The organism is Draconibacterium orientale (genome assembly GCF_900111425.1).
Taxonomy (GTDB): Bacteria; Bacteroidota; Bacteroidia; order Bacteroidales; family Prolixibacteraceae; genus Draconibacterium; species Draconibacterium orientale.
Genome location: NZ_FOHT01000012.1, coordinates 33,181 through 46,706, shown reverse-complemented (window position 1 = coordinate 46,706; position 13,526 = coordinate 33,181). Strand labels below are relative to the sequence as shown.

11 protein-coding genes are annotated in these 13,526 nt (G+C 44.6%); 1 reads left to right on the top strand and 10 read right to left on the bottom strand.

Annotated features, from left to right (window positions below; translation table 11 throughout):
- Positions 1 to 776: 776 nt before the first annotated feature.
- From BMW53_RS08395 to BMW53_RS08360, 8 genes are all read right to left on the bottom strand, one after another.
- Positions 777 to 1,481, bottom strand: coding sequence for a queuosine precursor transporter (locus BMW53_RS08395; protein ID WP_038564584.1), 705 nt, complete (start codon positions 1,479 to 1,481; stop codon positions 777 to 779).
- Between the two features lie 464 nt (positions 1,482 to 1,945).
- A complete protein-coding gene (locus BMW53_RS08390; RefSeq protein ID WP_038558304.1) occupies positions 1,946 to 3,019 on the bottom strand; it encodes a family 10 glycosylhydrolase in 1,074 nt (357 codons plus the stop codon).
- A gap of 11 nt (positions 3,020 to 3,030) precedes the next feature.
- The gene (locus BMW53_RS08385) at positions 3,031 to 4,140 is read right to left on the bottom strand and encodes a carbohydrate-binding family 9-like protein (protein ID WP_038558306.1); all 1,110 of its coding nucleotides are present in this window, start codon (positions 4,138 to 4,140) and stop codon (positions 3,031 to 3,033) included.
- Positions 4,141 to 4,231: 91 nt separating this feature from the next.
- Entirely contained in the window at positions 4,232 to 4,705 is a 474-nt protein-coding gene (locus BMW53_RS08380) for a methylglyoxal synthase (RefSeq protein ID WP_038558308.1), read from the bottom strand.
- A gap of 293 nt (positions 4,706 to 4,998) precedes the next feature.
- The gene (gene glmM / locus BMW53_RS08375; protein WP_038558310.1) at positions 4,999 to 6,381 is read right to left on the bottom strand and encodes a phosphoglucosamine mutase; all 1,383 of its coding nucleotides are present in this window, start codon (positions 6,379 to 6,381) and stop codon (positions 4,999 to 5,001) included.
- 507 nt (positions 6,382 to 6,888) lie between these two features.
- A complete protein-coding gene (locus BMW53_RS08370; protein WP_038558312.1) occupies positions 6,889 to 7,566 on the bottom strand; it encodes a DUF8845 family protein in 678 nt (225 codons plus the stop codon).
- 5 nt (positions 7,567 to 7,571) lie between these two features.
- On the bottom strand, positions 7,572 to 8,060 hold the full coding sequence (locus BMW53_RS08365; protein WP_051567818.1) for an RNA polymerase sigma factor: 489 nt from the start codon (positions 8,058 to 8,060) through the stop codon (positions 7,572 to 7,574).
- Between the two features lie 148 nt (positions 8,061 to 8,208).
- A complete protein-coding gene (locus BMW53_RS08360; protein WP_074780493.1) occupies positions 8,209 to 9,141 on the bottom strand; it encodes a pseudouridine synthase in 933 nt (310 codons plus the stop codon).
- Positions 9,142 to 9,240: 99 nt separating this feature from the next.
- Between BMW53_RS08360 and BMW53_RS08355 the strand changes: the two genes are divergently transcribed.
- Positions 9,241 to 10,011, top strand: coding sequence for a TIGR00266 family protein (locus BMW53_RS08355; RefSeq protein WP_038558316.1), 771 nt, complete (start codon positions 9,241 to 9,243; stop codon positions 10,009 to 10,011).
- A 73-nt stretch (positions 10,012 to 10,084) separates the two neighbouring features.
- Here the strand turns inward: BMW53_RS08355 and BMW53_RS08350 are convergent, their stop codons facing one another.
- Together BMW53_RS08350 and BMW53_RS08345 are read right to left on the bottom strand one after the other, a co-directional pair.
- Positions 10,085 to 11,407, bottom strand: coding sequence for a deoxyguanosinetriphosphate triphosphohydrolase (locus BMW53_RS08350; protein ID WP_217642911.1), 1,323 nt, complete (start codon positions 11,405 to 11,407; stop codon positions 10,085 to 10,087).
- A 582-nt stretch (positions 11,408 to 11,989) separates the two neighbouring features.
- The gene (locus tag BMW53_RS08345; RefSeq protein ID WP_038558318.1) at positions 11,990 to 13,456 is read right to left on the bottom strand and encodes a TrkH family potassium uptake protein; all 1,467 of its coding nucleotides are present in this window, start codon (positions 13,454 to 13,456) and stop codon (positions 11,990 to 11,992) included.
- Between the last annotated feature and the right edge of the window lie 70 nt (positions 13,457 to 13,526).

The window sequence follows — 13,526 nt, the reverse complement described above, 5'->3', positions numbered from 1 at the left end:
CAATCCCTGCCGGAGGGCCGGTGGCGCTGCTCAGCGGGCATTTGTTTTGTTACTGCACCGCGGCTTCGCTGCCACGCCCCCGAAGATTCGGGGCATCGCGTGGTTTAAGCGCAGCAACGCTAATTATGTTCCGTGGCATTTTTACCGGTGTTTCATTTTAATTGCATGGGAGCCATGTTGGAATTTAACACCCGGCGATAGTACGAAAACCAAGCAACAAATATTTGAGGCTTGCCGCAGCTGTGCTACACCGGTCTCCGGAAAATTTTACCCCTCTTGCAGGGGTGCATAGGGGGTCTCAGCAAAATTTCTTGCCTGTTGCAGTGCTGCGAGATTGGTGCCAGAGAAATTATTTGTAGTTACACAGCTGCGGCAGGGGTCTGAAAAAAATCGGAGGTATGTTGCAGGGTTGCGACAGGGGTCTCAGAAAAATTTTTTGCCATTTGCAGCGCTGCAACACGCGAGTAAACAAGTTTGCTGACCAATTACACGGCTGCAGGAAGCCTATAATCAGTAAGTTACAAGGGTGTTAAAGTGTAGCATTATCGGAAATCCGCCTGAACCAAACCATAAGGGCTAAAGCCCGGTGCTGAGTGGCTATGCTTAACCCCGGCATTAATGCCGGGGTTAGTGAGACCAGTGCCAAAGCCGGGCTTTAGCCCTTAGTTGTTAGCAGATAAAAAGAAGGATCCGATCTGCATAAATTAACGAATATACAGATCGGATCCTTTTCCTAATGACCAATGGCTAATGTTCAGTGACCAATGACCAACTTCCTACTCCATCCAAAAGCGGTTGCGCTTGTAAATCTTCTTTCCCCAGTAAACGAAGGGCGTGTCTGCGGCGGCCACAATCCATTTCAGGAAATAGGTGGTAAGCAGAATTTCAATCAAAACCGGTAATTCGTAAACACCCCAAAAGGCAATGGCCACAAAAACCACACTGTCGATTAGTTGTGAGACCATGGTGCTGAGGTTGTTACGCAGCCAGATCTGGTGGTCTTTCGGGAAATGGTTTTTCCAGAAATGATAAGCCCACACATCGTGGCGCTGCGAAAGCAGGTAGGCCGCTAAACTTGCAACAGCAATACGCGGCATCAGGCTAAAAATAGTGCTGGTAGCTTCGTGGGTTATTCCTGCAAACTCGTCGCCTTCCAGTGGTAGAAATTCCAATGCAAGGTTCATCAGAAAAGTCATGGAAATGAGGCTGAAAAATCCAATCCACACGGCTTTTTTGGCTTCCTCTTTTCCGTAGTTCTCCGACAAAATATCGGTTACCAAAAACGAGGTGGCATACACAATGTTTCCAAGCGTGGCCACCAGGCCAAACAACTCAACGGTTTGTATTACCTGAATGTTGGCTACAATTACCGATATGGGAATCCACATTACAAGACCCCATTTTCCAAACAATCGATAGGCTAAAATAATTAGCAGAAAATTTGCCAGCAACATGGCCAGCCATAAGATTTCGTTTTGCATTTTTTTATTTTTAGGCGCAGGGTGATGCCACCTGCTCAATTTGTAATAATAATTTTGGCCTGCAAATGTAATGGAAAAAGCGGAAAGTCAAAAAAGCAAGCGATGGTCTTGACAGCTAACGGTCTCGTCACCCTGTCCGTCAGCTAACGGATTCAGTAATAGCTATCATTGGCGGAGTCACCCTGGCAGAACATTAAACCACCTCCCACAGCTTCGCTGTGTACTCCTCCTGAAAGGAGGAGAAAGTATTCGTATTCCAATTCAACTTTTGAAATAAAAAAACGTGGTCAGTAGCACGAAAAATTCCCCTCAAAAAATCACACATTCCGCTTTGTTTCCCCCATTTAGGGGGAAATGTCAGCGTAAGGCGTTGGCGATGGGCGACAAAGGGGGTCCAGGAGGGGAGGACCGCGTTTACAGCGGTGGGGTGGTCCAATGTATTAATCAGCGTTTAAAAAAGCTCCTTATTCCGAAGCACTCTTCAATATCCTCAAAGTCTTTTCATCCACCTTTCCAAACAACGAAACGCCTGATGCTCCGTTGGCAATAGCAACACGAATTCCCTCTTGAAGCTCTTCAGCCGATTTGAAATCGGGCAGAAACAGGCCTGCATAAACCGGGAATTTTCCGCAAAGGAAATGGATGCCTTCCTCAACTGCATCGCCAATCCAGCTTACCGTTTCGCGGTAAAACCCGTGGTAGATCATTGGGCAAACGGCGTCGAGGTTCCAGTTGGTCCAGTCCTGGCGCACAATGCGGCGCGCAATTTCCGGTGTTGGGAAAACTGCCGCTGTAATGGGTTTATTGTACGAATGCGTTATTTCTGCCAGGTGATTAACAATGCTATTTACCTGCTCGTAACGGTATTTGCGCCACGCCGGACTTTGATCGGGGTGTTCCATCTCCAGCGGATCTTTGCCGGTTTTCTTTTTGAAATTCTCGCGGCAGGTATCGCAATAGCAGAAATCGTACTCGGGCAACTCTTTGCTTTGGTCGATGCCGTAGTTGTCCCACAGGTTTACCGGCAGAATTACGTCGCAGTAACGCACATAATCCAGGTGCAGACCATCCACATAATCCTTTTCCAGAATTTCTTTCGAGCGCTGAGCCAGGTATTCCTTTACTTCCGGTTTCGACGGGCACAACCAACGATAGTAGCCCACATACGGCGGATTGGTGGCACACGATTTCCCGTCGCGACTAACGGCATACCACTCCGGGTGACTGGCGAGCAGTTCTTTTTCGCCACGGTTCAAGGTCCACATCCAGCGATGCGTTTCCAGTCCGGCCTTTTTTGCGATACGAAAGTGGCGTTCGCTGTCGTGCTCGAAAAACATTCCGCGTACTCCGGCTTCGTAATAACTGCTGTATCTCTTTTGCAAGTCTTCGTCTGTTTCCTCGTGGTTCGGATTTTCCCAAACCCAGTGTTTCAATCCTTGGGCGGCAGCTGCCGGCTTTGCTTCGCTGGCACAGGCGCTTGCTACGGTAAGGCCCATTCCGGCCAGCATTGTGGTTTTAATAAAATCTCGTTTGTTCATCGTTCTATTGTTTATTTGTCAGTTTGTAAGTGTAATAAGCCATCCTGATCGATCGAGATCATCAGGTTGTTGTTGGTTGTTAAAGTTGCGGTATAGGTTTTTCCCGAGGCCTTCATTTTCAGCAAAAAACCGGTGCTGTTTTCTTGTCCGGTTGCTTGAATACCAAGAGTGGCAAGGTCGTTACAGTATGTTTTGTGTTCATGCTGATAGTCGCGTTGAGCATAAAACACATGCCACAGGTGGCGGGCCAGCAATTCCGCTTCGGGTAGTTCAAATGAAGCGTGTGTAGATTCCGGAGGTTCAGATGAAAACTGAATAAGTCCCCAGCGTTCGGGGAAGTGCATGTTTATCACCCCCTGCGGACTCCAAACCCAGTTGTCTTCCGGGATTAATTCGCCGTCGTTGTTTGTTTTTCGCGTGTATTTCCCGTCGATTATTTCGGTTTGCCATTCAACGCGTGAAAAGTTAATCTTCCAAATATCGCCTGCCTCAGGTTGAATAAAATTACCGTCAGTGCTAAGCGATGAGAAAGGAATGGCCATTTCAATGCACCATTTTTTGTCGGTGTCGGTCGGGTTATTAAGCGTTCCATCCACATAAACGGCACTTTCAAATCCTTTGGCGTTCCATTCAATATTGGGTTTACCACCGTTGCGATATGGTTTATCCAGAAACAGATCGAATAAGATATTTTGGGCATTCACTTCAAATTCGTAGTAATTGTGCGTGTCGCCATCGGGGTCGATAAACACTTCAAAATCATTTTCGTGGTAAACAATCATATCCTGCTTATCGTAATAAGCCCAAATGTGTTCCTCTTCCAGTTCGGCAAAAATGTACAGGTTATTGGCATCCCACAGCATTTTTATCCGTGTAGGGTAGGTGGGGTGAGGCATATGCTCGCCTTGAATATCCCGAAACTCCGATGTCCAGGCAGCATCCTGCCACGCCGGCTCGTTGGCTTGCCCGTCAATGTTTATGGTAGTGCTGGTTGGGCCGGCAACGTAGGTGTTGGGTAGTGTAAATAAGCGGGCATATTTGGCGGGAAACCCCTGCGCCGCTGAGCCCAAGTGGTTGATTGTAATAAGTGTGATGAGGAAGGTATTCCTGATAATTCGCATAAATCAATCACTATTAATGTCGGATAATAACAACAAAAATATTGAAAAGATTATCAAGAATGCCTGGGCTTTCTAAAAAATTAAGAAAGGTTTATGCCATATTCACGTCGCGGGTTATATATTCGCCATAATCTTTAATGATGGGTTTGTATTGCTCGTGAAATAATTCGGATGTCACCATAAAATCGGCGGTAGAACGGTTCGATGCGGTAGGGATATTGTATAAAACCGTAATGCGCAGCAAGGCTTTTACGTCAACATCATGCGGTTGCGGCTGCATCGGATCCCAAAAGAAGATGAGCATATCAATATTTCCTTCGCAAATCATTGCTCCCAGTTGCTGGTCGCCACCCAGCGGCCCCGATTTCAGGCGGGTAACGGTTGGCGGCACAGTGCCATGTTTGTGGCAACTTTCAGCAAGTGCCTCTTCAACCATTTTTCCGGTTGTTCCGGTGCAGATCAGGTCGTGCTGGGCCAGTTCTTTCCAGTTGAACGACACCCATTCCATAATATCTTTTTTGCGGTTATCGTGTGCTACGATCGCTATATTTTTTTTCTTCTTCATTGTTTCATGTTTTGTTTCAATAGCTTTTCTATTGAATAATTTTACTATTCAAAAGTAGATTGTTTTTTAAATAGAAAAACTAAAAACACATTTTATAACACAAACTTAGCTCGAATTTAATTTCTGATGCTATTTCCACAGGGTGGCTTAGCGTTTGAGTAATACCGATGTGTAATCAGGATGAGCCTTATCTCATACAATTTCCGTTTTCAATCGGCATTAACTAACGTAATTCCCGTGTTTCGCTTAAGCTCACACTGAAAAGCAATTGGTTTAACCTTCTGAAATGCCAATTACAAAAGGCTTTTCATTTCGTCAATCATTTGCCGAGCCAGCTTATCCGCTTCTTCGCTTGATTTGGCTTCGGCATAAATCCGGATGATCGGCTCAGTATTCGATTTACGCAAATGTACCCACGACTCCGCAAAATCGATTTTTACCCCGTCGGTTGCTGTTACCTCTTCGTGGGCATATTTTTCCTGCATTTTAACAAGAATATTATCTACGTCGATTTCCGGAGTCAGCTCAATTTTATTTTTCGAGATAAAATAATCGGGGTAGGTTTTACGCAGCTCCGAACATTTTTTACCCGATTTTGCCAAATGAGAAAGGAAAAGTGCTGCTCCAACCAAAGCATCGCGACCGCTGTGACTGGCCGGATAAATAATTCCTCCGTTTCCTTCGCCACCAATTACAGCATTCGTTTCGCGCATTTTGGCCACAACATTCACCTCGCCAACTATTCCGGCAGCGTAACTCTGACCGTGTTTTTCGGTAACATCGCGCAGTGCACGGCTCGACGAAAGATTGGAAACCGTATTTCCCGGGGTCTGGCTCAAAACATAATCGGCAACAGCAACCAGCGTATATTCTTCGTTGAACATGCTGCCATCTTCGTTAATAATTACCAGGCGGTCAACATCCGGATCGACCACAAAACCCACATCAACTTTATTCTTGCTGATAATTTCTGCGGTTTCTACCAGGTTTTCAGGAATTGGCTCCGGAGTGTGAGCAAAATGACCGGTTGGTTCGCAGTTTATTTCTACTATGTTTTCGATGTCGAGTGCTTTAAAAAGCGCGGGCATGGCAACGCCACCAACCGAATTTACGGCATCGACAGCCACCGAGAACCTGGCTTTTTTTATGGCTTCCACGTCTACCAAATCGAGGTTAAGTACGTGTTGCACATGAATATCGGTGTAGTCTTTTTCTGCCACAGTTCCCAGGTCATCCACTTCCGCAAAGCTGAAATCTTCTGCATCGGCCAATGCCAGTACTTTTGCGCCTTCTGCTGCATCAAGAAATTCGCCTGCGGAATTCAGGAGCTTTAAGGCATTCCATTGTTTTGGATTATGACTGGCTGTGAGGATAATTCCACCATCAGCTTTTTCTTCGGTAACGGCAATTTCTGTGGTTGGAGTGGTTGCCAGCCCGATATTCACCACGTTACATCCCATTCCGGTGAGTGTTGAAACAACGATTGATGCAACCATTTCGCCCGAAATGCGTGCGTCGCGTCCAACTACTACGGTAATTTTTTCTTTGTTTGCTTTTTCTTTAGCCCAGGTGGCGTAAGCTGCTGTAAATTTAACTACGTCAAGCGGGCTTAAGCCTTCGCCCGGTTTTCCTCCGATGGTACCTCGTATTCCCGAGATTGATTTTATTAAAGTCATAATTAATGTTCAGTTTGAGCTGTAAAGATAAAAAGTCAATCCTGAATATCGATGCTAATACGATAAAACCAGCCAATATTTTGGAAGAATGTGCTTGGATTGATGTGATGTTGGATGCTGGATGTTGGATGCTGGATGCTGGATACTGGATGCTGGATACTTGATACTTGATGCTGACCTTTCCTAAAATAGCTTTGCAAGCATTCAGCCTTACCCTTTTGTCTGCCGACATTTTCCCTTACAAAGGGAAAACCATTCTGATTTAGTGCCTCAATTTTAACTGAAAAGCTGCTGGTAACCGGCTCCCTTTTTCGAGGGGAGCTCCCGAAGGGTGAGGGGTAGAGATTAAAAATGCAGGGTTCTCGCCGAAGTCGATGGGTGGTTCTGTAATTTGCTGGATACTGGATACTGGATACTGGATACTGGATGCTTGAAACTCGTTACCTGGTGATAAAGACCGTAAACTCCATGCGCTCTGCGCTTTGCTCCATGCAAAGACTATGGTAATTATTCCAATTCTTCCAGTTCGCGCAGTGTGGCCTTTAATTTTTTAATGTAGTTGCCATACAATTTGCGAAATCCCCAGCGAAGGAAAAGAAATATGGCACCACCAAACAAAACAACAATCAGAACCGAAATTAAAACTGCTAAAATAAGTTTACTTGTTTCGATATCTGTGAATTGAAGGCCTTGAAGTTCTGCACTGTGATTTAACCCTTCATACATACCGGTTGTAAATGCTGATGCCATTGCCAATAACAAACTAGCCAAAGCGAGGTAAAACAGGCGTTGATAAAGGGTTAGTGTTTCAATAATTTTCTTTAATGTGCCTTTTATATCGCAAGAAACATCACATTGTTTTTTCACCCGGTAATATTTAAAAACAAAATACAGGAAAGTAGTAACGATAAGCACATTGCCAAAAACGGCTAAATATAGTACCCAGTTTGGAATAGGCATTTCGCTGTAGTATTTTTCAATTGTTTCGGGCGAAAAAATTAAATCATCGAAAGTAAATAACAGAATCAATCCCAACAATACCACAAATCCTATTTTTATGTTCCGGTCGATCCGGTCCATCAGGCTTTTGGTACGTTTACTGAGCATAGTATGCAACTGGTTTTCATCCAGTTCTTTGGAGGGGGTAATTTTGCTCCATGTTTTTTTCAGCTCCTTTAATTCCATAACTACTACTCTTCGGTTACCATCAGCTTCTTTAGCTTCCTTTTAATCCGGTTCATTTTTACCCGCACATAGTTTTGGGTAATTCCGGTAATTTCAGCAATTTCCTCGTACTTTTTGTTTTCGAGGTACAGCAGCACAATCGATTTTTCGATTCCGGTAAGCTGCTGAATGGCTTTGTGCAATACTTTTATATTCTCTTCGGTTTCGGTATCGTACCTCTCATCTTCAATCTGAAAATTTTCGTACGTCAGGCTGCTTTGGTCAGGTCTTCTTTTACTTTTTTTGAACGAAGTAATAGCGGTATTCAGTGCCACACGATACATCCATGTAGAAACCTTTGATTCTCTTCTGAAATTGGGGTACGACTTCCAAAGCTGTACTACAATTTCCTGAAAGAGATCATTCCGGTCATCTTCCGTGTCGCAATAAATATTGCATACTTTGTGGATGATGCCCTGGTTCTTCCGGATGATGTGTAAGAATTCCTTTTCCAAAATCGGTTTATTAGTAACTGGTTGAGAGAATAATTACAATTGATGGTTAACAAACAGCTATAGTTTTTATTCGAGAAAAGGAAGTTTGAAGTCCGGAGTTGAATAAGCATTTCTTCCGACTTCGGGCTTCAGCCTTCCAACTGCTTTGTTACATCATTTTTAAAAATTTCACCTCTTTTTCGGTAAGAACCCGCCATTTTCCACGTGGTAAATTCTTTTTGGTGAGACCGGCAAAAAGTACCCGGTCGAGTTTTTTTACGCGGTAACCAAAGTGCTCGAAAATACGACGAACAATGCGGTTTTTCCCTGAATGAATTTCGATTCCTACCTCTGTTTTATCATCGGTAATGTAGCTAATGGCGTCGGCAGCAATAGGGCCGTCTTCCAGCTCAATTCCTGCGGCAATCATATCCATGTGCCCGCGCTCAACCGGTTTATCGAGCGTAACCTGATATACCTTCTTTTTGTTGTGTTTTGGGTGCGTCAGTTTTTTCGAAAGATCGCCGTCGTTGGTAAACAGCAACAAGCCGGTTGTGTTTCTGTCCAGTCGGCCAACCGGGTAAACGCGCTCTTCGCAAGCGTCTTTTATCAGGTCCATCACAATTTTATCGGCATGCGGATCGTCGGTGGTGGTCACATAATCTTTTGGTTTATTCAGCAGGATATACACTTTGCGCTCGGCTTCAATTTTTCGTCCGTCAAAACGAACTTCGTCGCCTGGCAGCACCCGTGTTCCCAGCTCAGTAATAATTTTTCCGTTAATGGTTACCGCTCCGGCACCGATGAAAGTATCGGCTTCGCGGCGCGAGCAAACACCGGCATTGGCGATGAAACGGTTCAGGCGCATTCCTTCGGCCGAAAGCGTTTTTAATTTTGGCCTTGGTCCGGCAGCTTCTTTTTTCTTTTCAGCTGCTTTGCCATAATTTTTCCGGGGCTTGAATTCTTTTTTAGGTTCCGATTTTTCAACCACCCGCGATTTTCCAATTCGTTTTCCTGAAGGTGCCTTCACCGAACGTTTTGACGAATTGCCGGATGATTTACCTTGTGAACTGCCCCGGTTGCTGTTGTTATTCTTGCGCATTGCTAAATTATTTTGTGCAAAGATCGCTAAATTTTCTGATTTGGAATTTTATTTGCGACAATTCACGTAAATTCGGAGATCAAACATAAAATTTAAGCTATGAATTCGCATGAAATTGATTATAAGATCATCGGGCACGATGTTCAGTTGGTTGAAATTGAGTTAGATCCGGCCGAAACGGTAATTGCCGAAGCCGGAGCCATGTTGTACATGGAAGATGGTATTGATTTTCAGGCCCGAATGGGAGATGGATCAAATCCGCGAGCCGGTTTTTTTGATAAGGTATTATCTGCCGGATCGCGTTTGATTAGTGGCGAGTCGCTGTTTCTTACGCATTTTACCAATCAGGGCTGGGGGAAAAAGCACGTGGCATTTTCGGCGCCTTATCCGGGAACCATTATTCCCTTGAATCTTCCTGATTTTGGTGGAAGAGTTATCGTACAAAAAGATGCTTTTTTGTGTGCAGCATTGGGCACAAAAATCTCGATAACGTTTAACCGTAAACTGGGTGCCGGATTTTTTGGTGGCGAAGGATTTATCCTTCAGCAGCTGGATGGCGATGGAAAAGCTTTTATCCACGCCGGAGGAATCGTAATTGAAAAACAGCTGAACAACGAAACTTTGCGTGTTGATACCGGTTGTATTGTTGGTTTCGAAACTTCGATAGATTACAGTATTGAACAGGCAGGTGGTTTACGCTCGATGGTTTTTGGTGGCGAAGGATTATTTCTGGCCACTTTACGCGGAACCGGAAAAGTGTGGTTGCAAAGTATGCCAATTCGTAAATTAATTGCTGAATTATCGCCCGCAGGAGGAAATGCCCGAAAAGAAGCGCGCGGTGGTCTGCTCGACAACTTGCTGGAAGGATAGTTTCAGTGTTCAGTCTCAGTTTTCAGTTAGAAATTAAACCAACTGTTGACTGGGACTGAAAACTGTGAACTTTCTAAACCACTCCGGGGATACTAATTCCTTTAAGTTTTCGGTACAGGTCGAGGGCAAAAATGTCGGTCATTCCCGATACGAAATCAACTACCGATTGAATTTTCAGATACACCGAATCATCGTCGGTTGTGTACTGGCCGGGTAGCAGCGACAATATTTTCTGACTGTATTTGTCTTTTTTGTCGGTATTCATAATGGCATCAACAAACTCTTCCAACAACGTGCCGATAATTTTATAACCTGCTATTTCAATTTCAACAACCGAGCGGTGTGCATAAATCTCGCTGAACGAAATGCGCTGCACTTCTTTCATGGCGGCGGCTTGCTTTTCCGGAAGCTGATCGATAAGGCTGCCGGTGAAAGTCCCGGCCATAATGGCATCGTAATTAGCTTTAAAAATATCAATGCAACGGTAAATCAACTCACCTATCACGTTGGCACGTAGGTAACTTATTTGTTCGTTTATGTCGCTTACCTGGGTAAAGGTTTTCTCAAAACGTTCAATGCGCTCTTCAGCAAAGAAATTCTGGAAAAGACTCCGAATGCGGTCGTAGTTTAAAATGCCCAGTTTAAAAGCATCTTCCAGGTCCATAATCTGGTAGCAAATATCGTCGGCAGCCTCCACCAGGTACACCAGCGGATGACGGGCAAAACTTCCATTTTCGCGTTGTGCAATTCCCAGTTCAGTGGCAATGCGGTAGTAATTTTCTTTGTCCGACTGGAAAAAACCAAATTTGGGTTTGGTAGCTTTTACCGACTCGTACGGGTATTTTACAATGCTGGCCAGCGTTGAGTAAGTTAAGGCAAAACCACCCTCGCGTTTGCCGTTAAACTGGTGGGTGAGTGTGCGAAAAGCGTTGGCATTTCCATCAAAACAGGTAAAATCTTTCCATTCGCCTTCCGAAAGTTGGTCTTTGAATTTCTGGCCGCTTGCTTTGTTAAAATAGTTTGAAATGGCGGCTTCGCCCGAGTGTCCGAACGGCGGATTTCCCAAATCGTGGGCCAGACAAGCTGTTGAAACGATCGTTCCAATTTCGTGGATCAGCGGGTTATCCTGATGGATTTCCAACAGGTATTCCGACAATAAATTACCGAGAGAGCGGCCAACACTGGCTACCTCCAGACTGTGCGTAAGGCGGTTGTGCACAAAAATATGTTCGGGCAGCGGGAAAACCTGCGTTTTATTTTGCATCCGGCGAAATGGCGACGAGAAAATAATCCGGTCGTAATCGCGCTGAAACTGCGTGCGGTCTTCGTTTGTTACGGGGCCTAAGGTGCCTTTGCTGCCCAGTCGTTTGGGCGAAAGTAGGGTGTTCCAATTCATAATCTCAAAAAATTCTTGCACGAATGTATAAGAAATTATGGTTCGCATGAAATTTTTGAAGGAGCAAGCATATAAAATGTTATCCAATTAAAAGAAACAAATTTTTGTCTTATCAGACGGATTTTACTATTTGTCTTGACACAAATAGTAAACACAAAAGTCAAGGCTGCGTCCGCTTCTCTCGGAAAAGCTACGCGATGACTGCTAAAATTCCTGAAACTCGTCGTACCTCCTCAAACAACAGTAATTTTTTAACGCCATCACCGCTTGTTTTCCGGCTCACCGGACGAGGCCAGGCTTCGATGTTACTGCAGTGGACGGCCTCTTTTGGTCGTTGCCTGGAGTTGAAGTGAAACCTTAATGAGAGCGGGAAGCTCCGAGGAATCGAGGAGATCACCCGTCCGAATTTAGGTTTTACAAAACGTAAGGGAAGGACTAAAAGCAGCCTTGAATTTTCTGCTTCGTCTTTGCTTCAAGGCAAAGATGAAGGCCGCCGGCAGGCAGAAAGTTCAATCGATTTGGAGGCGTTTCAAAATTATAATCCACCTGATTTTCCTATGGGGTAAAATTCTTGAACTCTCCTTAATCCAGCCAGAACGACGGAGTGAAAAGTACCAGCACCGAATAAATTTCCAAACGGCCAATCACCATTAGCGCGGTTAAGAAATATTTGGCACCATCGGGTAAATGCAGGAAGTTGCTCACCGGGCCAACAGTTCCAAATCCCGGGCCAATGCCGGCCATACTTGTTGCCACGGCACCGAACGAGGTTTTCAGGTCGTTAGTCCACAGCATCATTATCATGGTGCTTATAATGAGGATCAGGTAGTAAAAAAGAACAAAAGTGAAAACCCGGTTAATGAGCTCGGGGCGTACAATATTTTTGTTGTAATGAACCACACGTACCACTGCGCTTGAAGAAAAATATTCTTTATAAAGTGTGCGTATGTGTTTAAAAACTACCAGGTGGCGGATAACTTTTACACCGCCGCCGGTTGATCCTGACGAGGCCCCGATTAACATAAGTATCGCAATTATTCCGATAGATTGTAGGGGCCACTGTAAATAATCGGCAGTGGCAAAACCGGTTGCCGTAATGATGGAGATTACCTGGAAAAAGGCATGACGGAAAGCCGGTTCGAATCCCATATCCTGGTGATGAAAGAAAAGTGACAGGGTGATGATCGTTCCGGCAACCAAAATAATTTTTAAATACAGCCGGAGTTCTTCGTTCTTAAAAGCCGTTTTAAAATCGCCGCGTAACCAGAAAACGTGCACCACAAAGTTGATTCCTGAAAGCAGCATAAAAAAAGTTACCGTGTATTGTATAAATGGCGAGAAACCGGCCAGGCTGTCGTTTTTTGTGGAGAAACCACCGGTGGCAATGGTGGCAAACGAATGGCAAACGGCATCGAAAAGCGACATGCCCCCAAACCATAAAATGATGGTTTCGGCAACGGTTAGCCCCATGTAAATCAACCATAAGCGGCGCGCCACTTGGCGTATTCGTGTTGATACTTTTTCGGAGGCCACGCTCGACACTTCGGAGTAAAACAGGTAAATACCGTTAATTTTCAGAAACGGCATAATGGCCACCACTAAAACAATAATTCCCATTCCACCAATCCAGTGGGTTTCGGCACGCCAAAACAGAATGCTTTTGGGCAGCGCTTCAATGTCGGCCAAAATCGACGATCCTGTTGTGGTAAACCCGGAAATCGATTCGAAAAAGGCGTTGGTAAAATTCGGGATACTGCCGGTTAGCAAATAGGGGAGTGTACCATCCAAAGCCATTACCACCCAGGCCAGCGTAACAATTATAAAACTCTCGCGCAACGAAGGTTCTACCTGCCGTTGTTTTTTGGTAAGCAGGTTTAAAACAACACCTAAAACAAATGTAATTAGAAAAGTGTGCGACAGATCGGCAAAAACGCTCTCTTTGTAAATAAATGAGACGATAAGCGCAAAGAGCATAAACAGACTTTCAAACGTAATTACGATCGAAATAATGTGTAAAATTAAAGCGATATTTATTTTAAAGTGCTTCATTGATTACAAAAGGATTTTAACGTGGCAATGATGTATAAAGTTGCTGCTTTGCATTAGTTAAGTTCATGCT

What these genes read in the sequence shown, in the direction of transcription:
- BMW53_RS08380 (WP_038558308.1), bottom strand. Translation starts at nt 4,705, where the DNA reads ATGAAGAAGAAAAAAAATATAGCGATCGTAGCACACGATAACCGCAAA.
- BMW53_RS08385 (WP_038558306.1), bottom strand. Translation starts at nt 4,140, where the DNA reads ATGCGAATTATCAGGAATACCTTCCTCATCACACTTATTACAATCAAC.
- BMW53_RS08350 (WP_217642911.1), bottom strand. Translation starts at nt 11,407, where the DNA reads ATGAATTGGAACACCCTACTTTCGCCCAAACGACTGGGCAGCAAAGGC.
- BMW53_RS08370 (WP_038558312.1), bottom strand. Translation starts at nt 7,566, where the DNA reads ATGGAATTAAAGGAGCTGAAAAAAACATGGAGCAAAATTACCCCCTCC.
- glmM (WP_038558310.1), bottom strand. Translation starts at nt 6,381, where the DNA reads ATGACTTTAATAAAATCAATCTCGGGAATACGAGGTACCATCGGAGGA.
- BMW53_RS08360 (WP_074780493.1), bottom strand. Translation starts at nt 9,141, where the DNA reads ATGCGCAAGAATAACAACAGCAACCGGGGCAGTTCACAAGGTAAATCA.
- BMW53_RS08355 (WP_038558316.1), top strand. Translation starts at nt 9,241, where the DNA reads ATGAATTCGCATGAAATTGATTATAAGATCATCGGGCACGATGTTCAG.
- BMW53_RS08345 (WP_038558318.1), bottom strand. Translation starts at nt 13,456, where the DNA reads ATGAAGCACTTTAAAATAAATATCGCTTTAATTTTACACATTATTTCG.
- BMW53_RS08395 (WP_038564584.1), bottom strand. Translation starts at nt 1,481, where the DNA reads ATGCAAAACGAAATCTTATGGCTGGCCATGTTGCTGGCAAATTTTCTG.
- BMW53_RS08390 (WP_038558304.1), bottom strand. Translation starts at nt 3,019, where the DNA reads ATGAACAAACGAGATTTTATTAAAACCACAATGCTGGCCGGAATGGGC.